We start from the raw sequence: 24,086 nt of genomic DNA on the forward strand, positions 1-24,086 counted from the left end.
CCGCTCGGTTCCCGCCGTTTCGAAGCGCGAGAAGGGCTGTGTTCCGGGCCCCGGGTCCGCATTTCTCGCGCTTCGAACGCAGACGGACCAAGATGGCTCCATGAGCCAGCCCCGTGCCGCGACCGCGGCGACCTCCGCGATCCGCGCCGCCCGCGACCTGCTGCTCGCGCACGCGACCGACTACGCCGGCGCCCGTGACGCGTTCCGCTGGCCCGAGCTGCGCGCATTCAACTTCGCCCTGGAGTGGTTCGACGTGGTGGCCGGCGAGACGCCGAACCGGCCCGCGGTGCAGATCGTCTCGGCCGACCTCTCCAGCCGCACCTGGTCGTACGGCGAGCTGGCACGGCGCTCGAACCAGGTCGCGAACTGGCTGCACGGACTCGGGATCCGCCGCGGCGACCACGTGATCGTGATGCTCGGCAACACGATCGATCTCTGGGAGACGATGCTCGGCCTCACCAAGATCGGGGCGGTCGCGATCCCCACCTCGACACTGCTCTCCCCCGCGGACCTCGCCTATCGCGCGGAGAAGGGCGAGGCGCGCGGGGTCGTGACCCTCGCCTCGCTCGCGGACCGCGTGGCGGACCTGCCGGCCTCGATCGTGCGGATCGCGGTGCCGGAGGGCACGGGCGCCACGGCGCCGGAGGGGTGGCACGACTTCGCCGGATCGAACGACGCCCCGGATGAGTTCGAGCCCGACGGCCCGACGCCGGCGGACGACACGAGCCTGCTGTACTTCACCTCCGGCACGACCAGCCGGCCCAAGCTCGTGCAGCACACGCACGTCTCGTATCCGGTCGGGCACCTCTCGACCATGTGGTGGCTGGGCGTGCGCGAGGACGACGTGCACCTGAACATCTCCTCGCCGGGCTGGGCGAAGCACGCCTGGTCGAGCTTCTATTCGCCCTTCCTCGCCGAGGCCACCGTCTTCGTCTACAACTACGAGCGCTTCGACGCGAACACGCTCATGGAGGTCATGGAGACGCACCGCGTCACCACCTTCTGCGCCCCGCCGACCGTGTGGCGGATGCTGATCCAGGCGGATCTGGGCCGGCTCCCGCACCCGCCGCGCGAGCTCGTCGGCGCCGGTGAGCCGCTGAACCCCGAGGTCATCGGCCGGGTGCGCCAGGCGTGGGGCGGCACGATCCGCGACGGCTTCGGGCAGACCGAGATGACCGCCTGCGTGGGCAACTCGCCGGGCCAGGTCGTGAAGGACGGATCCATGGGACGCCCGCTGCCGGGCTATCCCGTGGTGCTCGTGGATCCGGTCACCGGTGCGCGCGTCGACGGTGACGCCGAGGGCGCGGCCGAGGGCGAGATCTGCCTCGACCTCGCCGAGCGCCCGCTCGGGCTGATGGCCGGGTACTACGCGGATCCGGAGGCCACCGCGCGCTCCCGCGAGGGAGGGTTCCACCACACCGGCGACATCGCGACCCGCGACGCCGAGGGGTACCTGACCTACGTCGGCCGCGCGGACGACGTGTTCAAGGCCTCCGACTACAAGATCTCGCCGTTCGAGCTCGAGTCGGTGCTCCTCGAGCACCCCGACGTCATGGAGGCGGCGGTCGTGCCGAGCCCCGATGCCACCCGCCTCGCGGTGCCGAAGGCGTATGTGCTGCTGACCGCGTCGGCGCACGACGACCTCGTGGCGACGGCCGGCTCGATCTTCGCCTACGCGCGCGGCCAGCTCTCCCCGCATCTGTGGGTGCGGATCATCGAGTTCGTGCCGGAGCTGCCCAAGACGATCTCGGGCAAGATCCGCCGCGTGGACCTGCGCGCCCGCGAGGCCGAGCGCGTCTCGAACGGCGACGAGTCCGGGCAGCACCACGACCGCGACCACCGCTGAGCCGGAGTCCGCGGCCCCGGTCAGCGTGCGTCGTACTCGGCGCGGGACTGCTCGATCGTGGAGTGGTTCGCGATCGCCCACTGCGCGATCGTGTGCGCGATCTCGACGAAGGTGGCGCCGAGCGCCGTGAGCCGGTACTCGACGCGCGGCGGGACCTCGGCGTAGGCCGTGCGGATCACGAGTCCGTCGCGCTCGAGCTGACGCAGCGTCAGCGTGAGCATGCGCTGCGAGATCCCCGGAATGTGCCGGAACAGATCGCTGAAGCGCAGGACGTCGTCGCCGAGCGTCGCGACCACGAGCAGGGACCACTTGTCGCCCACACGGTCGAGCACCTCGCGGATCATCCGGCCCGCTTCCGGCCCGCCGGGGTGCCCCTCGCACGAGCGCTCGTACTCGGCGAGGCCGGCGGACGCGTGCGCCGGCACGGCTCCGGTCGGTTCTGTCGCGGTTCTCCGGCTGTGCGCCGGTGACACCGATGTGCCTTTTGCACGCGTCTCCACGGTGCTCCATCCTTTACTTACTGATCGTAACAAGGTGACGATCGATAACAAGAAGGAACCTCATGCTGATCGCCCTCTGGATCGTCAACGCGCTGCTCACCCTCGCCATGCTGGGCGGCGGCGGCATGAAGCTGCTCACGCCCAAGCCGGTGCTCGCCGAGCGCGGGATGGCGTGGACCGACGACTTCTCCGCGGGTTCGGTCAAGGCGATCGCCGCGCTCGAGGTCATCGGCGCGATCGGCCTGATCCTGCCGCTCGCGACCGGGATCGCCCCGATCCTCACGCCCCTCGCCGGCACCGGTCTCGCCGTCATCATGCTCGGCGCGGTCGTCGTGCACCTGCGCCGCAAGGAGCCGGCCACCCCGGCCATCGTCCTCGCCGTCCTCGCCGTCGCGAGCGCCGTCCTGGGCTTCCTCGCCCTCCGCTGACCCGGCCGGATCCGGTTCGAAGCGCGCAGCGGGCGGCAGAACGACCGGGGATGCCGCCGATCGCGCGCTTCGAATCGCAGCCGGTCAGAAGTCGGCGATGATGAGGCGGCCCATCTGCATCAGATGCTCGTAGGCGTTCGGGCGCTGCATGAGCTCGGCCATGTTCGCCGGGACGATCTGCCAGCTCAGCCCGAAGCGGTCGACGAGCCAGCCGCACTGCTCGGCGGCGGGAACGGCGCTGAGGGCGACCCAGATCCGGTCGATCTCCTCCTGCCCCTCGCAGTCGACCTGCAGGGAGATCCCGGGCGTGAAGGGGTGGTCCCGGTCGACGGGCGAGTCGAACGCGGCGAAGCGCTGCCCCGCGAGCAGGAACTCCGTGTACGTGATCGGCTGATCGGTGCGAGGGGGCTCCGTCACCGGATGCTCCGCCTGGCGGACGATCCCCGAGGGCGGCAGCAGCGCGCCGTAGAAGGCGATGGCCTCCTCCGCCTTGTTCTGCAGCGGCCCGCCGAAGACCAGCATCGGAATGATCGGCGGTTCGGGCTCTGCGACCGCGTCCGTCAGCTTCAGCTGCCAGCTCACCCCGTACCGGTCCTCGATCCAGCCGTAGAGCCCGCTGAACCGGTACTCGCCGATGTCCATGAGCACGCGCCCCTCCTCGCCGAGGCGGGTCCAGACGCGGTTGATCCACCCGCGCGCGGCGTGCTCGTCCCCGCCGAACGCGCGCGGATCCACGCACACGACGAACGAGATCGCGGACGTCGGGGCGAACTCGGCACCCGCGTTGATCAGGGTGATCCGGTAGCCGTCGATCGAGACGTCGACCGTGAGGGGCTGTCCCGCGAACTCTCGCTGGAACTCGGGCAGCCCGGCGTCGGGATAGCGAGCCACGACCTGCGACGTGGTGCGGTCGAAGACCGAGGCGTAGAAGGTCCCCGCCTCCTCGGCATCGTGATCGCACCAGATGTTCGGAATGATCCGCTGGGTCATGGGAAGCTCCTCGCGCGCCGATGTCCCCCCGGAGTCCAGGGTGCGCGCCCTGCGCCCGCGCCGCAAGCATCGACGGAGATCCGCCGCCGCACCCGGCTCGGGGCTGCGCTCAGCGGCGCCCGACCTTGAGGCGCGACCTCGCCCTGATCACGGGCACCGGCGCCGTGATGACCGCGTCGACCACCATCGACCCGTCGGTGGGTCCGACCACGGGGATCGCCGTGGTCGGGGTGACCTCGATCGGATCCACGGGCATCCGGGCGAGCGCGCGGTGCGCCTTCACGTACGCGGGGATGAGGAGCGCCGCGGCGCCGAGCCAGGCGAGCGGGTTGCTCAGCGCGACACCGGGGTAGCCGATGAGCGCGCCGAGCACGACGGCCGCCGCCACGCGCATCACCAGCTCGATCACGCCGGTGATCGTCGGGATGAGCGTGTGCCCGAGGCCCTGCAGCACGCCGCGCAGCACGAACAGCACGCCGAGCGCGGAGTAGCTGAGTCCGTTGATCAGCAGCATGAGCGCGGCGAGGCGCACGACCTCGTCGGATCCGTCGCCGATGAACACGCGGACCATGGAGGACCCGAACAGCACCAGCAGCGCGCCGAGCGCGATAGCGGTGATGACGGCCATCCAGATCGCCTGGGTGACCCCTCGGCGGATCCGATCCGGCCGGCGTCCGCCGAGGTTCTGCGCGGCGTACATCGACGCGGCCAGGCCGATCGAGGAGAGGAACGCGACCGCGATGCTGTCCACGCGCGAGGCGGTCGTATACGCGGCGACCGCGTCCGGGCCGAGCACGTTGAGCGCGACCTGCACCGTGATCGTGCCGATCGCGATGATCGAGGCCTGGAATCCCATCGGCAGGCCGAGGCGCAGGTGCTGCACGATGTCGTCGCGGGCGACCCGCCAGTCGGCGCGGTGCACGTGCAGCACCGGGAGCTTGCGCCAGACGTACACGAGGCACAGCACGACCGAGACGCCCTGTGCGACGACGGTCGCCCAGGCGGCTCCCGCGACGCCCCACTCGAAGGTGCCCACCATGAGGATCACGAGCACGATGTTCAGCGCGCAGGAGACGGTGAGGAACACGAGTGGGGTCCGGGAGTCGCCGATCGCGCGGATCACCGCGGAGAGGTAGTTGAAGAACATCACGGTGCTGCCGCCGATGAAGGTGACCTGCGTGAACACGGTCGCCTCCGGCATGAGCACCTCCGGCGTCTGCAGCAGGGCGAGCAGGGGCGCGGTCACGAGCGGGGCGCCCACCGAGATGATGATGCTCGTCGCGGCGGTCAGCAGCGTGCCCGTGACGACGGACCGGCGCACCGCGGCGTGGTCCCCGGCCCCGAAGGACTGCGCGGTCGGGATCGCGAAGCCGCTGCTGAGCCCCCAGGCGAAGCCGATCAGCAGGAAGATCAGGCTGCCCGTCGCGCCGACGGCCGCGAGCGAGTCGACGCCGAGGTGCCGGCCCACGACGATCGCGTCGGCGAACTGATAGAGCTGCTGGACGACGTTGCCGATCAGCAGGGGGACGGCAAAGGCAAGGATGACGCGCCAGGGGCGGCCGGTGGTGAGGGGCGTGGCCATGAGTGCTCTTCGGGGGACGGAGGTGAGCGGAACCGAGCAATCCTATCGAATCGATTCGACCATGTCGATCCAATCATCGGATCTTTTTGCCCGCACCGCGGGCAGGGGCGGCCGGTCCGCGCGGTCGCCCCTGCCCTCGGTCCCGGGCCTAGCGGCCCCGGATCGCCGAGGTCGACGCGTGGTCGACGCCGAAGTCGGCCGTCACCACGACCCCGTAGTCCTGCCGTGCCGACTGCGCGGAGACGAAGCCGTTGCGCACGTCCCGGGCGACCGCCGCGGGATCACGGTCGAAGGGGTGCCCGTACCCTCCGCCGCCGCCGGTCTGGTTGACGAGCACGTCACCCGCTTCGAGCCGGTTGTAGCTGCCACCCTGCACGACCTCGCGCGGCGTCCCGGGGTTCAGCACGACCCTGTTCGGCCGTCCTTCGCCGCCCCCGCCGATCGACCACGGATCCGTCTTGGTCTTGTAGACCAGGCAGATGCCCGTGGCCGGGGCCGTGAAGCGGTACGACCTGCTCACGCCCACGCCGCCGCGGTGCCGGCCCGCGCCGCCGGTGTCGGTGCGGTAGCCGTAGTGGTCGATGATCATCGACGACTTGGCCTCGAGCACCTCGACCGGGTTGTTGCGGCAGCCCGGTTCGGAGAGGTGCATGATGCCGTCCTCGCCGTCGTGCATCGCGGTGCCGCCGAAGCCGACCGCCTCGTTCGTCGCCTCCTGCCACGGCTCGCCCGTGCGCGGGTTCGTGCCGAGACCCATCATCGAGCAGACGTCGCCGCCCGAGCAGGCCGGCACGAGCTCCGGCATGCCCTGCGCCAGGGCTTTCAGGATCACTTCCCCGGCGAGCAGGCCCGTCCACAGCGTGAACGTCGGCATCGGCGACACCGCGTGCATGACCGACCCCGGCACCGTGACGACCCGCAGCGGCGCGAAGTTGCCCGCGACCACCGGGGTGTCGGGGGTCGTGAGCGCCTTGAAGATGAGGCTGGAGAGCGCCTCGGTCTGCCCCGGCGGGAGATTGATCGGACCTTCGACGTTCTCCGCGCTGCCGGTCCAGTCGACCACCATCTCCTCGTCGGTGACCGTCACGGTGCACTGGAGCTTGACGAGATCGTCCTTGTTGATCCCGTCGTCGTCGACGAAGTCGACGGCGCTCCAGGTTCCCTTCGGGAGCTTCGCCAGGCCGAGCCTGGCCAGCTTCTCGCCGTGGTCGTTGATCGTCCGCATCGCCTCGGTGAGCGTGTCGACGCCGTACCTCGCCGCGATCTCCTGCGTGCGCCGCACGCCCGTCACGCAGGCGGACACCTGGGCCTGGATGTCCCCGATCGTGTGCTTCGGCATGCGGCTGTTGAACCGGATGATGTTGAACACGTCGTCGTTGCGCTCGCCGCGACGGTAGAGCTTCGAGGCCGGCAGCATGAGGCCCTCCTGCGCACGATCCGTGGAGTCCAGCACATAGCCCGGATCCTTCTGGTTCAGGTCGGTGATGTGCACGCGGCAGGAGGCGAAGCCGATGAGCACGTCGTCCACATGGATCGGCGCGAAGACCAGCGGATCCAGGGTGTGGGCGCTCGACCAGTACGGGAAGTTGAGGATGAAGATGTCGCCGGGCTCCATCGCCTCCGCACCGAGGAACTCGATCGAGTGCTTGATGCCCGCGTCGTTCCCGCGCGTGAACACCGCGATCCCCGGGGCGTCGGCGACGACATCGCCGAGCGCGTCGTGGATCCCGATGCCGTAGTCGTGGATCTCGTAGACCACGGTGTTGTAGGCGGTGCGGCAGAGGTTGCGCGCGACCTCCTCCGCCGCGGCCAGCAGACCGTGCCTGATGATCTCCGTCGTGATGGCGTCGGCCATGTCACGCTCCCTTCTGTGCGTACTGGATCGAGATGACGAGCTCGCCGTATCCGCCGACCTCGAGCCGGTCGCCGGCATGCAGGACCGTGGTCGCGGTGTGCTCGGTGATGACGGCCGGCCCTTCGATCACGTCGCCGGCCAGCAGCTCCTCGCGGGAGACGAGCGCGTACTCGGCCGTCTCGTCGCCGTCGAGCACGACCGTGCGGGTGCGGAACGCCGGGCCGTCCCCGGGGGATCGGCGCGCGACGTGCGGCAGATCCGGCTTGTCGACGATGCCGAGCGCGCTCAGGCGCAGCGTCGTGGTCTCGATGGGGTCATCCATGACGTGGCCGTACTGACGCTCGTGCAGGCGGTTGAACTCGGATCGGATCGCCTCGCGAGGATCGGATCCGTCCTCGGGATAGGTGACCGTGACCGCGTGCTCCTGCCCCGAGTAGCGCACGGCGACGACCCGGTGGAAGACCATCCGGTCGTCGTCGAACCCTTCCGCGCGCAGCGTCTCGCGGGCCTCGCTCTCCATCCCGGCGTAGAGCGCGTCGGCGACCGAGGCGTCCAGCTCGTGCAGCGCCTGCAGGCTCGTGCGCGAGTAGTCGTGCTGCACGTCCGCCATGAGCATGCCGAGCGCCGAGAACGCTCCCTGTCCGGGCGGCACGATCACCTCGGGGATCCCGAGATCCCTCGCCACGTCGACGGCGACCAGCCCGCCGCCCCCGCCGAAGGAGAGCAGGGCGAAGTCCTTGGGGTCGTGCCCGAGCTCGATCGTGATCGCGCGCACGGCGCCCATGATCTTGGTGTTGGAGATGCGGACCATGCCCCGGGCGAGCTGCGTGACCGTCAGCCCCAGGGTCTCCGCGATCGGGGCCAGCGCGGCGAGGGACTTCTCGCGGTCGAGCGTGAGCTCGCCGCCGAGCGGGGTGTCGGTCCCGAGGTAGCCGATCGCGAGAGCCGCGTCGGTGAACGTCGGCTCCGTTCCGCCCCGCCCGTACGCGGCCGGTCCCGGCATCGCGCCGGCGCTCTTCGGCCCCACCTGGAGCGCCCCACCCTCGTCCAGGTAGCCCAGGGATCCGCCGCCGGCGCCGATCGTGTGGATGTAGAGCGAGGGCGTGTTGATCGGGAGACCCTCGAACTCGGCGCCGTGATAGAGGACGGGGCTCCCGTCCTGGACGAGGGAGGCGTCGAGGCTCGTGCCGCCCATGTCGATCGTGATGAGGTTCGGCCGCCCGATGAGCTTCGAGAACGCGGCCGCCCCGACGACGCCGCCGGCCGGCCCCGACAGGATGAGGTTCACGGGCTGCTCCCGCGCGGCCGAGGCCGTCATCGCGCCGCCGCCGGAGCGCGACATGAGGAAGCGCCCGCCGAACCCGCGGCGCTCCAGCTCGCCTTCGAGCGCCCGCAGATAGCCGCGCATGATCGGCTTGATGTAGGCGTCGAGCACGGCGGTGCTGGTGCGCTCGTACTCCCGGTACTCGCGCGACAGCTCGTGCGAGAGCGTGATCTCGAGGTCCGGAGCCTCCTCCGTCAGGATCTCGCGCATGCGGACCTCGTGCTCCGGGTTCGCGTAGGCGTGCAGGAACGCCACGGCGACGGCGTCGTAGCCCCTGCGGCGGATCTCCCGTGCGATCTCCCGTGCGTCGTCCTCGTCGAGAGGCACGGCGACGGAGCCGTCGAACATGCTGCGCTCCGCCACCTCGAAGGTGTCGAACCGCTCCAGCAGCGCTTCGGGCTTGCGGTAGCCGATGTCGTACATCACCCGGCGGTCGGTGCGCCCGAGCAGGTAGACGTCACGGAAGCCGCGCGTCGCGATGGTCGCGATCCTGGCACCGGTCCGGGTCAGCAGGGAGTTGAGGCCCAGCGTGCTGCCGTGGTTGAACATCGAGACCTGCGCCGGATCGGCCTCCGCCTTGTCGAAGGCGGCGAGGACTCCCGCCGTGGGCTCCGAGGGCGTGGTCGGCACCTTCTCGAAGCGGAGCTCTCCCGTCTCGGGGACGAGCTTCACCACGTCGGTGAACGTCCCGCCGACGTCGACGGCGATGCGGATGTTTTCGGACATGAAAGGGGTTCCTTCCGAGGGTTCGAGGAGTTTTCGGGCAGCCCGCGGAACCCGGCGGCGACGGCGCGCCAGCGGATCGGGTACCCGGATGGAGGTGCGGTCAGCGTTTCCTGCGACCGGCGGCCGAGAGGCCGACGGCCGCGAGGATGATGAAGCCGGTCACCATGTCTTTGAGCTGGGGATTGAGGTTGAGCAGGTCGAAGCCGTTGCCGATGAGGGCGATGAGGAACACGCCCGCGACCGAACGCCAGACGGCGCCGATGCCTCCGTAGATGCTGGTGCCACCGAGGATGACCGCGGCGATCGCGCTCAGCTCCAGCCCTGCGCCCGCGAGAGGCTGGCCCGAGGAGATCCGGGAGACGCCGATCGCCGCCGCCGCGCCCGCCGCGAGGCCGCTCAGCACGAAGACGACGATGCGCGTCCTCGTGACCTGGACTCCCGAGAGCTCCGCCGCCTCGGGGTTGCCGCCGATCGCGTAGACATGACGGCCGAACACCGTGCGGGACAGGACGAACCACAGCAGCGCCACGACCACGATCATCACGAAGACGGCGATGAAGATCCCGCCGATCCGGTTGCGCCCGAGCGCGGTGAAGCCGGGCGTCGTCACGGTGATGAGGCTGCCGCCGGTGATCAGCACCGCGATGGTGGTGAAGATCATCGACGAGGCGAGCGTCGCGAGGAACGAGTGGACGCGCAGCTTCGTGATCACGACGCCGTTGAACGCCCCCAGCACCAGGCCGATCACCGACGCGGCGAGCAGGGCCAGCCAGACATTGCCCGTCGTGACGGCGAGCCATGCCGAGACGACCCCCGCGACCCCGTAGATGGCGCCGGTCGACAGATCGAAGTTCCCCGAGATGATGACGAACGTCCCGGCCGCCGCGATGATGACGAGCGGGGTGTTCTGGTTCAGGATGTTCACGATGTTGCCGAACGTGAAGAACGACGGCGACAGGATCGCGAGCGCGATCAGGATCGCCGCGAGCAGCAGCAGGACCGCGTACTCGATCGCGAGCTCGGTGATCGAGAACTTCCTGCGGGCGCGCGTCTGCGTCGCCGTGGTGTTGACGGCCTCGCTCACGCTGCCGCCTCCTCTCCGGGGGTCACGTGGAAGAGCCGGAACAGCACGTCCTCCACGGTGGTCTGCTCGGGGACGATCTCCGCGAACGTGCGGCCGTCGGAGACCAGGTAGGCGCGATGGGCGAGCTCCATGATCTCCTCGTGCTCCGAGGAGATCAGCAGCACGGCGATCCCCTCCTCGGCGAGCCGGGCGATCAGCTCGTAGATGGTGCGCTTGGCGCCGACGTCCACGCCGCGCGTGGGCTCATCGAGGATGATCACCTTCGGGCGCGCCGCCAGCGCCTTGCCGAGCAGGGCCTTCTGCTGGTTCCCTCCGGAGAACCAGCCGACCGGGAGCTCGGTGTCGAGGGGCCGGATCTCCAGCGCGCGGGCGAGCTCCTCGGCGAGGGAGCGCTCCCGGCGACCGTCGATGACGCCGCCGCGGGACCGCGCGCCGAGGCTCGCGAGCGCCATGTTCTCCCGCACGGAGCGCTGCAGCACGAGCCCGTCCTTGTGACGGTCCTCCGACACCAGCACCAGGCCCGCATCGATCGACTGCTTCGGCGTGCGGCCCGCCCAGTCGCGATCGTCGAAGCGGACCTCCCCCTCGATGATCGGGTCGAGCCCGAACACGGCGCGGAGGCACTCGGTGCGACCGCTTCCGACGAGGCCGAGAAGCCCGACGATCTCGCCGGCGCGGACCGTGAAGGTCATCTCCTCGACGCCCGTGTCCGTGCGCAGGCGCCGCACGTCGAGGCGGACCGCCGCATCGGCGCCCGGGGCCGCCGGGCGTTCCGGGTAGGCCTGGTCCATCTCGCGCCCGAGCATCGAGGTGACCAGATCGTGCTTGCGCACGGCGGCCGCGTCGAAGGTCTCGATCCGGCGCCCGTCCCGCATCACCGTGATGCGATCCGCGACGCCGAGCACCGAGTCGAGGAAGTGCGAGACGTAGATGACGCAGCATCCGCGATCCCTCAGGGTGCGCATCAGGTCCTCGAGCTGGGTCATCTCGTGTGCGGTCAGCGACGAGGTCGGCTCGTCCATCACGATGACCCTCGCGTCCCGGGCCAGCGAGCGGAGGATCTCCACCTTCTGCTTGTCAGCGATCCGCAGGTCCCGCACCCTGGCACGCGGGTCGAGGCCGAAGCCGATCTCGGCGTCCAGGGCGGCGAAGCGCGCATCGAGGTTCCGCCGCTCGATGCCGAGCCGGTGCTGCTCGGCGCCGAGGAACACGTTCTGCGCGACGGTGAGGTCGGGAACCAGAGCGAGCTCCTGCGCGATCATCGCGATCCCGCGCCGCTGTGCGATCCCGGGGTTCCATCTCTCGACCGCGACGCCGTCGACGAGCACCTCGCCCTGATCGGCGGAGTAGATGCCGGCGATCACCTTGCCGAGCGTGGACTTGCCGGCCCCGTTCTCGCCGACGAAGGCGTGGATCTCCCCCGCGCGCACGTCGAGCGAGACCGCGTCGAGGGCGTGGGTCGCCCCGAAACGCTTCTCCACACCGCGCAGTTCGACGAGCACGGAGCCGGTCGGCACTGTCATCCGCCTAGCCGTTCCACTCGCCGGTGAAGTCCGGCACGGCGTCGAGATCCTTCTTGGTGGCCATCGGACCGATCTTGACCAGGGAGTCCGCGTCGACGACGGCCTGGACCTTCTCCCCGCGCAGCTTGTTGACGAGCTGCTCGAGCGCGGCCTTGCCCATGCTCACCGGGTAGTTCAGGTAGTCGTTCGTCCACTTGCCGTCGCGGACGGCCTTGACGGCCTCGGTCGTCCCGCCGCCGCCCGTGAGGAAGATCTTCGAGGGATCGATGCCGGCGTTCTCCAGCGCGATCTGGGCGCCCTGGGTCTGCTGGTCGGCGTTGCTCAGGATCCCGTTGATGTCCTTGTTCGCCTGCAGCAGGTTCGAGACCGCCGTGAGCGACTTGTCGCGGTCGTAGGCGCCCTCGACCGTCCCCACGATCTGGATGTTCGGGGACTGTCCGAGCACCTTCTTCCATGCCGCGATGCGCGCGACGTCGAGCGGGGAGTTCAGCAGGCCGGCGACGAGGCCGATCTTGCAGGGGTCGATGTTCTTGCAGTAGTCGACGACGGTCTGCGCCTGCCGCGCCGCGCCCTCCGAGGGGGACGAGGCGACCGTCGACACCACGCCCTCGATCTGCGGGGTCATCTTGTCGATGTCGGGGCCGATCGGGTTCAGCACCGAGACCACGGGCACGTCGTTGCCGAGAGGGAACGCGGCGGCGAGGCCGGGGCCGTCCTGCGGCACCACGATGATGCCGCTCGCCTGCCCCGTGGTGCCGGCGTTCTGCAGCTGGGAGAGCTGGGTGTTGGCGTCGAACTGGCCGTCCTGGATCTTGGTGGTGATGGTGATCCCGAACTTCTTCTCGAGGTCCTTCGCCTCCTTCTGCACCCCTTCGTAGACGGCCTGGTTGTAGCCGTTCTGCGAGGAGGAGGCGAGGAAGACGATCGAGTACGTGTCTCCGCCGGAGCCGCTGCCCGAGCTGCAGGCGGCCAGGGAGACGCCGAGAGCGACGACTCCGGCGCCGGCGATGATTCGTGAGAGGTGCGTCATTGCAGTCTTCTTTCGTGGGTGAGGGGTGTCAGCGGACGTTCTCGGGGGCCGCGTGGTCGATCGCGTAGAGCCGCCCGGCCGTGACGGCCGTGCCGAGCAGCGCGGCGAGCTCCGGGCCGGTGCGGCCTCGGTTCGGATGATCGAGCCACTCCTGATACGCGGCCTCGTCCGGCCAGACGGCGGTCACGATGATCTCGCCGGATCCGTCGACGGCGGTCGCGATCTCCGATGCGACCGCGCGCGTGAGGTCGAGCGATTCCTGCAGGATCGACTCCCGTCGGTACAGGGACAGGATGGCGTCCACGTTCGCGGGCGCAGGGCGGAGGGTCAGGACGGAACGAATCATCAGGGTCGGGACTCCGTTGTCGGGTTCGGGTGGGGTCTCGCGCCCGCCGGGGATCGGGATCCCGGGAGCGCTGACATGAAGTTAGCCGCTGCCCTTCGGAGCCTCCAGTGCGTTTTGCATCTTGCTGTCCATCCGATTTGTGCAAAACAATGAATGTGACCTCAACGACGATGGGAAGCCCGTGCGAATCGGAATCGGTGTCTACGACGACCGCCTCTCGGCCGTCGGCCTGCACCTCGACGGTCGCCGGACCGACGTGGTCGTTCCGATCTCCTCCGGGATCGAGGCGCCGCTCGACCGCCTGCTGGCGCGCTTCCCGACCTCCCCCGGGGATGCGGTCGACTCCATCTCCTTCGACCTGAGCACGGTGCTGCGCAGAGCAGGCGACGCCCCCCTCACGGTCGTCCGCATCGCGCCGCGCCCTCCCGTCGAGCGCACCGACGAGCCGCACGTCGGCACGGCCCCGATCCTGCACGTGCGCGGCGGCCACACCACGCTCGGCGACGAGCTGGCCCCTTTCGACGCGGAGGGATTCCGCACGGCCGCGGCCGGGATCCCCGGCGGCTCGAGGGTCGTGATCACGAGCGTCGGCTCGTTCGCCAACCCCGCGCACGAGCTCGCCGCGGGAGAGATCCTCCTCGAGCACGGCGGTCCCCTCAGCGTGACGTTCTCGCACTCGTTCGACAGCAACTCCTTCGCCACGCGCGAGCGCACGGCGGAGCTGAACAGCGCCATGTCCGCCGACGCCGAGGCGCTCACGACCTCGCTCTCCCTGATCTCGGGCCGGCGGTTCCCGGGGGCGAGGCTCTCGGTCACCCGCAACGACGGCGGCCGCGTGCCGCTCAGCCGGCTCGCGGCCGCACCCGTCCACTCGGCGCTCTCCGGCCCGGCGATCGAGTTCGTCGGCGGAGCCTCGTTCTGCGGCCTGACCGAGGGCGACCTGATCCTCGCGACCGCGTCCGGCCCGATCCTGGGCACGATGAGGGACGAAGTGCCCGCGGTCGTCCCGCAGTTGCGCTGGAACGGCGCACGTCTCGCCACCCAGGCCGCGCATCTCGTTCCCGCGACCAGGATCCTCCTGCACGGGCGCGTCCCGGCCCCGCGCCTGGTCGCGGCCGTCGGCGCGGAGCTCGACGAGGGGCTGGACGATCACGGCGCGGTCGAGGCCGACACCGACCTGCGCGCGCTCGGCGCCGCCGTCGCGCCGCTGTCGGACTGGGCGCTGGGCGTGGTCAGGGCGGGCAACGCGACCGAGATGGCGCATGAGCTGCGCGCGGCGGAGGCCCGCGTCCACGCGCGGCTCGTGGCGTTCGGTGCGCCGCCCTCGATGGTCCGGATCGTCGAGTCGCGGCTCGTCGCGACCACCTACGAGCACGCCCGCGTGGTCTCCGTGCGCGTGCACGGCGTCGCCGCCGAACCGACGGGAGAGGGCGCGCACGATGCGGTTGAGCGCTGACGACGTCCGCCACCTTCGCACCGGCGCGCTGTTCCTGGCCTGCGCCGCGGATCCCGAGTGGTGCGACGAGCAGCAGGACCGGATCCTCGCCCGGATGACGGCCGGTGACGACGGGCCCGAGGTGATCGAGGTGGGCGAGCTCGACGACGACGCGCTCGTCGCCGCGGTGGGCTTCGTCAACAACGGGCTGCCGCTGTCCGAGCTCCGTCCGGCCGGCGACGAGTTCGTCACCAGCGTCGAGCTGCTCGAGCGCGAACTCGGCCGCCGGATCGAGGGACTCTTCCCGCTCGCCGCCGCGAACGTGAACTCCATGGTCCCGCTGCTCACCGGGATGCAGCTCGGGCGTCCCACGGTCGACGCCGACCCGATGGGCCGCGTCTTCCCGCTGCTGTTCCAGTCGGTGTTCACGCTCGCCGGCCTGCCCGCCGGTCCTCTGGCCGCGACCGGTCCCGTCGGCGAGTCCGCGGTGCTCCGCGTCGCGCAGCCCCGCCGGGCCGAGCGGCTCGTCCGCGCGCTCGCCGAGGAGTTCGGCGGCTGGTCGGCGTCGGCGCTCTACCCGATGACCGCCCGCGATCTGGCCCGAACGGGCGTCCTCGGCAGCGTCTCGCGCATGGTGCGCATCGGCCGGATCCTGGACTCCGCGCTCCCCGTCGCGGAGAAGCACGATCTGCTGCGCCGCACCGAAGGCGTGCGCAGGATCATCCGCGCCCGCGTCGCCGATGTCGCCGGACTCTCCCGCCCCGCACCGGCGGGCGAGCCCGACCATCCGTCGAGCGTGGTCCTCATCGAGGAGACGCAGGGGCGCTTCGTCCAGCTAGAGATCCAGAACGAGCTGCTCATGCTCATGATCGACGGCGCCCCGGAGGCCGTGATCCCCGACATCATCACGATGCTGCACCCCGAAGACGGGCAGGTCGCCAGCCTCGACGACCTCTGGGCCGGGAACACCCTGGATCTGGTCGTACTGCCCGCTGCCGCCCAGTGGTACACGCCGGAAGGCAGGCGCCTCGCGGCGCCCGAGACCATGCACGCGGTGCTTCCCGACCGCAGAAGGAGCCGAGCATGAGCGCATCCGCACGCGGAGCCGTCGAGCTGCGCGACCTCATCGGAGCCCGCGAGCTCGACGGGCTGACGATGCTGCACCTCGTCTCGGAGCGGAGCCCCGTCCGCGACGTCGCCCTCGTCACCGACTTCGAGGACATCGGCGCGGTCGGCCCTGACACGGTCGTGCTCCTGTCCCCCGGGGGCGCGCGCGGCGGCTGGATGATCTCGGCCGCACTGCGATACGCCTGGGAGCGCCGCGCCTGCGCGCTCATCGTCCCGGAGCAGCCCTTCACCGCGTCCGTCGTGGAGCTCGCCCGGCGCCTCGAGGTGTCCCTGCTCACCACGCACCGCGACATGACGCGTCTCGCGATCGACGCGGCGATCCGGCTGGGCACCGCGCGCGCCGAGACGATGGCGCGCGTGCACGCGGTCGTCGAGCGGCTCGCCGGCGCCGCGGACCCGTCCGAGGCGGTCGCCCTGCTCTCCGAGGAGCTCGACGCCGCGGGCGTGTGGATCGAGTCGGCCGGCGTGCGCACGTTCGGATCCGTGCCGGGGAGGACGGAGCCCGCACCGGCGACCGCGACACAGCTCGTGCGGACGAGCCTCGCCCCGCGCGACCGCGGCATGGGGATCCTCGTCGCGCGGCTGCCTGCGGCGATGGTCGGCTTCGGCGAACAGCTGCTCGCGGAGGCCGCTCCTTCGATCAGAGCACTCCTGCTCGAGCAGCGGGTCGCCGCGACCCGCGACTCCCTTCCGACGATCGCGATCACCGCGCTGACCGGATCGCCGATGATCGGCGACTTCCTCGAGCCGGACCTCGGCGCGGGGGAAGGGCCGGCCGCGCTCCCCCTCGATGGTGCGTTCGTCGCGATCTGCCTGCGCTCCGAGGAGCCCGCCCGCATCGGGGCGCTCGTGCACCAGCTCTGGTATCTCGCCTTCCGGGACCACCCGCTCACGCGATTCGACGGCGGATGGTTCGGGATCCTGCCCGCACCGGATCCGGAGAGCCTGGAGGCGCAGATCGATCGGGTGCGGACCGGCTTCGTCCGCGCGGCCGGACTGCCGCTGTCCGGAGGCGCCTCCCGCCGGCACCACTCCCGCGCCGAGGCGCGGGACGCCGTCCGGGAGGCCTGGCTCGCCGCCCGTCTCGCGGATCCGGGCCCGGACGCCGCCGCATCCGAGGCGTTCCTCGAGTTCGACCGGATCACGGCTTCGGTGATCGGGCGCCTCGTGCCCGTCGATCTCGCCGAACAGCTCGTGGCGGCGCTCTTCCCTCGCCTGTCCGCCGACCCCGCCGCGCCCCAGGTGATCGACGCCCTGCTCGCCCGCGCCGAGGCGCGGGGGTCGCTCACGGTCGCCGCGGATCGACTCGGCGTGCATCGCAACACGCTCAAGGCGCGGCTGCGTCGCGCCGAGGAGCTCGGGCTCGCCCTGACCGACCCGGCCGAGGTGCTGCCGGTGCACCTGCTCCTCTCCGCCGTGCACCGCCCGGAGGAGAGGAGCAGGACCGTGGACTGACCGCGTCGTCCGGTCAGCGTCCCACGTAGGAGAACTGGTCCGGGTTGTAGCGATCGCCGGCGACGCCGAGCCGCGAGGCCAGCGAGTCGAGGTCCGCGCGCTCGTCGGCGGACAGCGCGACCGCGGTGGATCCGGCGTTCTCGGCGATGCGGGCGGTGCGCCGGGTGCCCGGGATCGGCACGATCCACGGCTCCTGGGCGAGAAGCCAGGCGAGCGCGATCTGCCCCGGCGTCGCGCCCCTGGCCGCGGCGAGCGCGGCCACGTGGTCGACGAGCCGCTGATTCTCGGTGCGGTTGCCGACCGTGTACCGCGGGATCGTGGCGCGGATGTCGCCGTCGGCGAAGGAGGTCTGCGCCGTGACCGTGCCGGTGAGGAAGCCCTTGCCGAGGGGGCTGAACGGCACGAAGCCGATCCCGAGCTCGGCGAGCGCGGGCAGCACTTCGGCCTCCGGATCCCGCGTCCACAACGAGTACTCGCTCTGCACGGTGGTCACCGGGAACACCGCGTGCGCGCGGCGGATGGTCGCCGCGGACGCCTCCGACATGCCGAAGTGACGGACCTTGCCCTCACGCACGAGCTCGCCGACCGTCCCGGCGACGTCCTCGATCGGCACCGCCGGATCCACCCGGTGCTGGTAGAAGAGGTCGATGACGTCGGTGCGCAGCCGGCGGAGGGAGGCCTCCGCGACCCGGCGGATCTGCTCGGGCCTGCTGTCCACTCCCGTGTAGCGGCCGTCCTCCTCGATGTGCCAGCCGAACTTCGTGGCGATCACGACCTCGTCCCTGACGGGTTTCAGTGCTTCGCCGACGAGCTCCTCGTTGACGTAGGGGCCGTAGACCTCCGCCGTGTCGATGAGGGTCACGCCATGGTCGAGCGCGGAGCGCAGCACGGCGATCATGTCGTCCCTGCTGCCGGGGTTGGGTCCGTAGCTCTGCGACATCCCCATCGCGCCGAGGCCGATCGCCGAGACCTCCAGGCCCGCCCCGTCGATGCCGTGTCCGAGTGTGCGCGTGTGCATGCTCGTCTCCTCCTTCTGCGATTCCTGCGATTCCGGTCCCGCGATCGCGTCGGCCGGTGCGTTCTGCGCCCCGTGCTTCCGGGGCTCCTCCAGTCGACTCCGGATCGAGGGCCGGCGCCAGACCCGGATGTTCCGGGTACTGCCAGTGCCTGGCACCGGGAGGACGCGGCGCGTACGGTCGAGGGATGGACGAGCACGCGCGGGACGCCAGGGCCGAGGTGCAGGACTTCCTCACCTCGCGCCGCGCCCGCCTCTCCCCGGAGCAGGCGGGGCTTCCCGCCTACGGACGGTTCCGGCGGGTCCCCGGGCTCCGCCGCGAAGAGGTGGCGCTGCTGGCCGGCGTGAGCGTCGACTACTACATCCGCATCGAGCGCGGCGATCTCTCCCGCGCCTCCGACGCGGTGCTGGGCGGGATCGCGATGGCCCTGCAACTGGACGAGGCCGAGACGGCGCACCTGTTCGACCTCGCCCGCGGCGCGGATCGCACCGCCCGCACGGGCTCCGCGGCACGGCCGCGCCCCGTCGCGCTCCGCCCCGGCGTGCTCCGGATGCTCGACGCGATCGTCGACGCGCCGGCGATCGTGCGCGGCGGCGGCTTCGACTACCTCGGCGCCAACCGGCTGGGGCGAGCGCTGTACGCGCCGCTCTTCGCGGACGCCGCCCCGAACAGCCTGCGCTTCGCGTTCCTCGATCCCGCGGCGCGCACGTTCTATCGGGAGTGGGATCAGGTAGCTCAGGACCTGGTCGCGACGGTCCGCGCGGAGGTGGGCCGGCATCCCGCCGACCCGATGCTCGCGGCGATCGTCGCCGAGCTTTCGGAGCGCTCGGCGGAGTTCCGCACCCTCTGGGCGGCGCACGACGTGCGCTTCCACCGCACCGGGATCAAGCGCCTGCATCACCCCGTCGTCGGCGACCTGGACCTCACCTACGAGGGACTGGATCTCTCCGCGGACCCCGGCGTCATGATGGCCGTCTACACCGCGGAACCCGGATCCGGGACCGCGGATGCGCTGCGGATGCTCGCCAGCTGGGCGGCGACCGACGAGGAGGAGCGGCTCCGCGCGGAGCGCTGACCCCCGGATCCGGCTGTTCCCGCCGGTTCCGACGCAGACCATGTCCCCATTTCGGCTCGCGCACCGCGGTTTTCCGAGCCAGAAGTGGGGACACGACCCGGCAAGAAGTGGGACACGGTCGGCGCGCCCCGCGCGAGCGGCGCCCCTCAGCGCGCGTGCGGGTGGTCGCTGAAGCCGCGATGCACGTCGGGGTCGATGCCGTGCGCGGCGGCGAGCCGGGCGATGAGAGCCGCGAACGCCTCGCGCTCCGCGGGATCGAGCGGCCCGAGGATGTCGGCGTTCTGCTGCTCGGCCGCCGCGCGCAGGCCCTGCAGGGCGGCGCGGCCCGCGTCGGTGAGATCGAGCCGGTGGTGCCGACGATCGTCGGGGTCACGCGTGCGGGAGACGAACCCCGCGTTCTCGAGCGTATCGACGAGCACCACCACACGACTGGGCACCGCACCGAGCCGGTCGGCGAGCGCGCGCTGGCTGAGTCCGGGATTGCGCGCCAGGATGCGCAGCGCGCCGGCGGTCGCCGGAGTGAGGCCGGCCGGCTTGACGAGTTCGGCGAAGCGCGCGGCCGCGAAGGATCCGAGCTGGGAGAGGAGGAAGCCCGTGCGCTCGGGTCGGCGGGGGGTGTCCATCACCTCAGCATAGTCCCTTGACAGAATGATTCATAGCATGCATCGTTATTGGCATGACCGAATATTCGCAGCCCTCCCGCCGACCCGGCGGACCTCCCCTGGGCCCGCTCGCGATCGTGACGTTCGCGCTCACGATCGCCGGAGTCGTCACCCTGCTCGCCGGGACCGGATCCGCTCCCGCGCCGTTCGCACCCGCCGCCGAGGTCGCCGCCTGGTACGCGGCGCACGCCCTTCCGATCCGCATCGCGGCGACGCTGCAGCTCGGCGCGGCCGTGCCACTGGGGATCCTCGCCGCCTCCGTCTATGCGCGGCAGCTCCGGCTGGGCGTGCGGGTCCCCGGCCCGGTGATCGGCCTGTACGGCGGCATCGCCGCCTCGCTGCTGCTGCTCGTCTCCGCCCTGGTGACCTGGTCGATCGCCTCCGGCTCCGATCCGGTGGATCCGGGGGCGACCGCGGCGCTCGGCCGACTCGCCTTCGGGCTCGGCGGCGTCGGGTACGCGGTGGGCATGGGCCTGCTGATCGCGGGTGTCGCGGTCCCTGCGTACATCCTGCGGCTCATGCCGCGGTGGCTCGCCCTGGTCGGGCTCGTGATCGCCGCCGCGGGCGAGGTGTCGTTCCTCTCGCTCGTGCTGGATCCGCTGCAGGCTCTTCTTCCTGTCGTCCGCTTCGGCGGCGGCGCCTGGCTCATCGCCGCGGCGTTCCTCCTCCCCCGGGATCGCCCCCGGCGCGATCCGCGCCTCGCGAGCAGGGAGGACCGGCCATGAGCTGCGCGATCGTGGTCGGCGCGAACGGCGCGATCGGAGAGGCGGTCGCACGACGGATCGCCGCCGAAGGGCACCGGATGCTCCTCGTGGCGCGCCGGCAGGAGCCGCTCGACGCTCTCGCCGCGGAACTGCGGGCGACCGGGAGCGACGTGGCCGTGGGCGCGTTCGACGCCTCGGCGGAGGGCGCGCTCGAGGCGTTCCTCTCCCTCCACGCTCCTGGCGGCATCCAGGTCGCCGTCAACAATCTCGGCGTCGCGCACATGCCGCGCCCTCTCAGCGCGATCGATGATGCCGAGCTGGAACGCGTGCTCACGGTGGACCTCCTGGGGCTGGCACGCTGCCTGCGGGCCGAGCTCGCCGCGATCGTCGACGGCGGGGCGGTCGTGAACGTGTCCTCCACCGCGGGCATCGGCGGGGCGCCGGGGATGTCGGCCTACGCGGCCGCCAAACACGGCGTGGTCGGCCTGACCCGCACCACGGCCCTCGACGAGGCCGCCCGCAGCGTGCGGGTCAACGCCGTCGCGCCCGGCCCGATCGCCTCCGGCCACGTGCTCACCCAGCCCGAGGAGGTGCGCGAGCACATCGGCCGGTTCGTGCCGATGCAGCGGATGGGACGCCCCGAGGAGGTCGCGGAGGCGATCGCCTGGCTCGCGTCGCCTGCCGCCTCGTTCGTCACCGGTGCGGTCCTGCCCGTCGACGGCGGGAAGACCGCCGCCGCCTGACCTCCGCGGCCTGACCTCCGGGCCCGCTCCCCCTCCATCACCCGCTCCGCCGGGTTCGCTCGGCGCGCCCGATCCGCACGCCGCGCATCGCCCTGACCGTCCGATCCGATCCGAAACTGGAGACACCCATGGATCCTCTGTCCCTGCTGCGCGAGTTCCTCGTGCTCGTGCACCTCGTGGGCTTCGCACTGCTGCTGGGCGGCTGGGCCGCCCAGGCCGTGCGCCGCCGCTACGTCACCACGACCCTGTTCCGCACCGGGCTGGGTGTCATGATCGCGTCCGGCCTGCTCCTCGCGATCCCCTTCCCCGCCGGGGTGCACCTGGACTACCTCAAACTCGGCGTGAAGCTCGTCGTCGCGCTCGCGATCGGCGGCGCGTTCGGCGTCGTCATCACCCGGGAGCGCGCGGGCCGGCCGACCGCGGGCGCGTTCTGGGCGATCGGCGCGCTCGCGGTGCTGAACGCGGGCATCGCGATCTTCTGGCACGGCGCCTGACCGGTGCCGGTCGCGGTCGCTCGCCGTCGCCCGATGCCAGAGCCGTCGGGAGCGCGAACGCCGCAGTCGTCCTCTCGCGGATCCCGACGTCCTTGCCCGTCCGTCACTTCTCGCGGTGACGGAGCTCCTTGTCACTAGGGGCCGGTCACGTGCGCCGGATTCAGAGAGAGGGGCTCGACATGGCTGAGGTGCGGAACAACGCGGTGAGGACGGCGCTCGGTCGCCTGGCTGCGCTCGATCAACCCGGATTCCTCGAGACCTTCGCGACGAGCGGTTTCGTGGATGACTGGGGATCGATCTATCGAGGCCGGAGTGAGATCGATGGGTGGAGCGGCCGGGAGCTGATCGGTGCACGGGGCGTGCTCACGGTCACCGCTGTCGAGGAGAGCGCACCGTCGCCCGAGACCGACTCGGGACAGGCTCTCGTCGTCGTCATCGGCGACTGGCGGTCGTCCTTCGCGAACGGTCCGAGCAGGTTCGAGTTCCTCGTGGTCGACGGACTGATCGCGTCGATGAAGATCCGGGCCGCGTGAGCGACCGGGCATCGGGCGACAGCGCTCGGAGGGCATCGCTCCAGCCCCGCTTCGGTCTCGTGCGCATGCGCCCGCGCGATGTGGGCGAAGAGGACCGCGGCGTCAGCAATCTCGAGCTGCTGTTCGACCTGGTATTCGCGGCCGCGGTGGGCATCTCCGCGGGTGCGCTGCACGAGCTTGCCGCGGAAGGCGACATCCTCGGCGGTGTCGGCGCCTACCTCATGGTGTTCTTCGCCATCTGGTGGGCGTGGATGAACGTGACCTGGTTCGGCACCAGCTTCGACACCGATGACTGGCTCTACCGTGTTCTCGTCATCGCTCAGATGGGCGGGGCGATCACGATCGCGGCCGGCGCGCGCAACGGGATTCTGGACGGCGACTTCACCTGGGTCGTCATCGGCTACGTACTGCTGCGCCTGTGCTCCGTCGCACAGTGGATCCGCGTGGCGTATGCGAGTCCCGCGTATCGGGTGACGGCGGTTCGCTACGCGGCGTCCATCACGGTCGTGCAGGTGCTCTGGATCCTTCGCCAGCCGCTGCTCCCCGCCGCCCTACAGCTGCCGAGCTTCCTGGCCATGGTGGCGCTCGAGCTGCTGGTGCCGGTGTTCGCCGAACGCGCCCGGTCGACGCCCTGGCACCCGCATCACATCTCGGAGCGGTACGGAGCCTTCACGCTGATCCTGCTCGGCGAGTCGGTCGTCGGATCCACCGCGGCGATGCTCGCGGCGATCGAGAACCACGGCGCCCTGACGTACATCGGCGTCGCCGCGACGGCGCTGACGGTGCTCGCGGGCATGTGGTGGTTCTATTTCGCGTTGCCCCGTGACGAGCTGGTCGGTGGACTCCGCGCCACCATGGGGTTCGGCTACGGCCACTTCATCGTCTTCGCGTCGGCCGGGGCGTTCTCCGTCGGCATCGAGAACGTGCTGGCCGGTCTCGAAGAGCACCATGGTGCGACGACCACCGCCCTCGCCGCGACCCTCACGGTGCCCGTCGCCGCCTACTTCGTCGCGACCTGGGCGCTGATCCTGCGCCGCACCCTGCCCGCAAGGGCGTCGGCACTCGTCCTCGTGCTCACCGGGCTGATCCTGCTCAGCACCTTCACTCCGTGGTTCTGGCTGATCACCGCGGCCCTCGTCTGCGGCATCGTCGCCGTCACAGAAGTCGTCCGCGTGCGCATGCGAGCCGCGGACGCGAGCTCCTAGCCGTTGCGCACGGGATGCTCTCGCACCCTCTCGCCCACGAAATCGAATCGATCGGCGTCACCTTTCGTCCTCCATCGACTCCTTCTTTGAGGTAGCGGCATTCGCCGCTGCGTCAGCGCGGAGGCGGTACGTCTCCGCAGAAGTCTTGGGGAGATTATGGAAGACAAAGAAGGCGTCGGCCTCCGCAGAGTTTCACGTCGCACGATCGTCAAGGGTGCGGCCTGGTCCATGCCCGTGGTCGCCGCGGCGGTCGCCGTACCGGCGCATGCCGCGTCGACGGGGATCGTCGTCACCGGCTCGTCGCCCATCCCGACCGGAGTGTGCTCCCCGACCGGGAACTTCACGATCACCGTCAACAACAGCGGCGCCCCGGTGTCGGGGGCTGTCGTGACGGTGACCCTG

General features: G+C 71.0%; 22 protein-coding genes and 1 pseudogene. 12 read left to right on the forward strand and 11 right to left on the reverse strand.

Features of this window, described 5'->3' with window-relative positions:
* Positions 1–100: 100 nt before the first annotated feature.
* Positions 101–1,846 carry an AMP-binding protein gene (locus tag ACIPY5_RS19565; RefSeq protein ID WP_400973805.1) on the forward strand — a complete coding sequence of 582 codons (1,746 nt, stop codon included), beginning with the start codon at positions 101–103 and terminating at the stop codon, positions 1,844–1,846.
* Positions 1,847–1,866: 20 nt separating this feature from the next.
* Here ACIPY5_RS19565 and ACIPY5_RS19570 read toward each other — a convergent pair whose 3' ends face one another.
* Positions 1,867–2,271: a winged helix-turn-helix transcriptional regulator gene (locus ACIPY5_RS19570; protein WP_400973807.1), complete on the reverse strand. Its 405-nt coding sequence runs from the start codon at positions 2,269–2,271 to the stop codon at positions 1,867–1,869.
* Positions 2,272–2,408: 137 nt separating this feature from the next.
* On the opposite strand from ACIPY5_RS19570, the gene ACIPY5_RS19575 reads away from it, so the two are divergent.
* The gene (locus tag ACIPY5_RS19575; protein ID WP_400973809.1) at positions 2,409–2,774 is read left to right on the forward strand and encodes a DoxX family protein; all 366 of its coding nucleotides are present in this window, start codon (positions 2,409–2,411) and stop codon (positions 2,772–2,774) included.
* 84 nt (positions 2,775–2,858) lie between these two features.
* Here the strand turns inward: ACIPY5_RS19575 and ACIPY5_RS19580 are convergent, their stop codons facing one another.
* From ACIPY5_RS19580 to ACIPY5_RS19615, 8 genes are all read right to left on the reverse strand, one after another.
* Complete coding sequence (locus ACIPY5_RS19580; protein ID WP_400973812.1) at positions 2,859–3,764, reverse strand: VOC family protein; 906 nt, start codon at positions 3,762–3,764, stop codon at positions 2,859–2,861.
* A gap of 109 nt (positions 3,765–3,873) precedes the next feature.
* Positions 3,874–5,346: an MATE family efflux transporter gene (locus tag ACIPY5_RS19585; RefSeq protein WP_400973815.1), complete on the reverse strand. Its 1,473-nt coding sequence runs from the start codon at positions 5,344–5,346 to the stop codon at positions 3,874–3,876.
* Between the two features lie 148 nt (positions 5,347–5,494).
* Entirely contained in the window at positions 5,495–7,201 is a 1,707-nt protein-coding gene (locus tag ACIPY5_RS19590) for a hydantoinase B/oxoprolinase family protein (RefSeq protein ID WP_309340170.1), read from the reverse strand.
* Position 7,202: 1 nt separating this feature from the next.
* A complete protein-coding gene (locus ACIPY5_RS19595) occupies positions 7,203–9,251 on the reverse strand; it encodes a hydantoinase/oxoprolinase family protein (RefSeq protein WP_400973817.1) in 2,049 nt (682 codons plus the stop codon).
* Positions 9,252–9,351: 100 nt separating this feature from the next.
* Positions 9,352–10,335 (reverse strand): ABC transporter permease, encoded by a 984-nt coding sequence (locus tag ACIPY5_RS19600; RefSeq protein WP_400973820.1) that lies wholly within the window; start codon positions 10,333–10,335, stop codon positions 9,352–9,354.
* The gene (locus ACIPY5_RS19605; protein WP_400973823.1) at positions 10,332–11,858 is read right to left on the reverse strand and encodes a sugar ABC transporter ATP-binding protein; all 1,527 of its coding nucleotides are present in this window, start codon (positions 11,856–11,858) and stop codon (positions 10,332–10,334) included. The genes ACIPY5_RS19600 and ACIPY5_RS19605 overlap by 4 nt, the downstream gene beginning before the upstream one ends.
* Before the next feature lie 4 nt (positions 11,859–11,862).
* Complete coding sequence (locus tag ACIPY5_RS19610) at positions 11,863–12,888, reverse strand: sugar ABC transporter substrate-binding protein (RefSeq protein WP_400973826.1); 1,026 nt, start codon at positions 12,886–12,888, stop codon at positions 11,863–11,865.
* A gap of 28 nt (positions 12,889–12,916) precedes the next feature.
* Positions 12,917–13,234, reverse strand: a complete 318-nt coding sequence (locus ACIPY5_RS19615) for a hypothetical protein (protein ID WP_309340177.1) — start codon at positions 13,232–13,234, stop codon at positions 12,917–12,919.
* A gap of 181 nt (positions 13,235–13,415) precedes the next feature.
* Here ACIPY5_RS19615 and ACIPY5_RS19620 point away from each other — a divergent pair, with 181 nt between their 5' ends.
* The 3 genes from ACIPY5_RS19620 to ACIPY5_RS19630 are packed head-to-tail and all read left to right on the forward strand — an operon-like array spanning position 13,416 to position 17,252.
* Positions 13,416–14,690, forward strand: coding sequence for a hypothetical protein (locus ACIPY5_RS19620; protein WP_400973830.1), 1,275 nt, complete (start codon positions 13,416–13,418; stop codon positions 14,688–14,690).
* Positions 14,680–15,756, forward strand: a complete 1,077-nt coding sequence (locus ACIPY5_RS19625) for a DUF917 domain-containing protein (protein WP_400973833.1) — start codon at positions 14,680–14,682, stop codon at positions 15,754–15,756. The genes ACIPY5_RS19620 and ACIPY5_RS19625 overlap by 11 nt, the downstream gene beginning before the upstream one ends.
* Positions 15,753–17,252 (forward strand): helix-turn-helix domain-containing protein, encoded by a 1,500-nt coding sequence (locus ACIPY5_RS19630; protein ID WP_400973835.1) that lies wholly within the window; start codon positions 15,753–15,755, stop codon positions 17,250–17,252. The genes ACIPY5_RS19625 and ACIPY5_RS19630 overlap by 4 nt, the downstream gene beginning before the upstream one ends.
* 13 nt (positions 17,253–17,265) lie before the next feature.
* Here ACIPY5_RS19630 and ACIPY5_RS19635 read toward each other — a convergent pair whose 3' ends face one another.
* Positions 17,266–18,270, reverse strand: coding sequence for an aldo/keto reductase (locus ACIPY5_RS19635; RefSeq protein ID WP_400973838.1), 1,005 nt, complete (start codon positions 18,268–18,270; stop codon positions 17,266–17,268).
* Between the two features lie 185 nt (positions 18,271–18,455).
* On the opposite strand from ACIPY5_RS19635, the gene ACIPY5_RS19640 reads away from it, so the two are divergent.
* Complete coding sequence (locus ACIPY5_RS19640) at positions 18,456–19,343, forward strand: helix-turn-helix domain-containing protein (protein ID WP_400973841.1); 888 nt, start codon at positions 18,456–18,458, stop codon at positions 19,341–19,343.
* 146 nt (positions 19,344–19,489) lie between these two features.
* On the opposite strand, the gene ACIPY5_RS19645 is transcribed toward ACIPY5_RS19640, so the two are convergent.
* Entirely contained in the window at positions 19,490–19,966 is a 477-nt protein-coding gene (locus tag ACIPY5_RS19645; RefSeq protein ID WP_400973843.1) for a MarR family winged helix-turn-helix transcriptional regulator, read from the reverse strand.
* Between the two features lie 53 nt (positions 19,967–20,019).
* Here ACIPY5_RS19645 and ACIPY5_RS19650 point away from each other — a divergent pair, with 53 nt between their 5' ends.
* From ACIPY5_RS19650 to ACIPY5_RS19675, 6 genes and pseudogenes are all read left to right on the forward strand, one after another.
* Entirely contained in the window at positions 20,020–20,730 is a 711-nt protein-coding gene (locus ACIPY5_RS19650; protein WP_400973846.1) for a hypothetical protein, read from the forward strand.
* Positions 20,727–21,452 (forward strand): SDR family NAD(P)-dependent oxidoreductase, encoded by a 726-nt coding sequence (locus ACIPY5_RS19655; RefSeq protein WP_400973849.1) that lies wholly within the window; start codon positions 20,727–20,729, stop codon positions 21,450–21,452. The genes ACIPY5_RS19650 and ACIPY5_RS19655 overlap by 4 nt, the downstream gene beginning before the upstream one ends.
* A gap of 128 nt (positions 21,453–21,580) precedes the next feature.
* Positions 21,581–21,946 (forward strand): Fe-S protein, encoded by a 366-nt coding sequence (locus tag ACIPY5_RS19660; RefSeq protein WP_400973851.1) that lies wholly within the window; start codon positions 21,581–21,583, stop codon positions 21,944–21,946.
* Between the two features lie 179 nt (positions 21,947–22,125).
* Positions 22,126–22,479 (forward strand): nuclear transport factor 2 family protein, encoded by a 354-nt coding sequence (locus tag ACIPY5_RS19665; protein WP_400973853.1) that lies wholly within the window; start codon positions 22,126–22,128, stop codon positions 22,477–22,479.
* Positions 22,476–23,684, forward strand: a complete 1,209-nt coding sequence (locus tag ACIPY5_RS19670; protein ID WP_400973856.1) for a low temperature requirement protein A — start codon at positions 22,476–22,478, stop codon at positions 23,682–23,684. Before ACIPY5_RS19665 ends, ACIPY5_RS19670 begins: the two co-directional genes overlap by 4 nt.
* A 156-nt stretch (positions 23,685–23,840) precedes the next feature.
* Positions 23,841–24,086: pseudogene (locus ACIPY5_RS19675) on the forward strand (hypothetical protein); the annotation flags it as partial.

This window comes from Microbacterium sp. NPDC089698 (assembly GCF_044749045.1).
GTDB lineage: Bacteria > Actinomycetota > Actinomycetes > Actinomycetales > Microbacteriaceae > Microbacterium.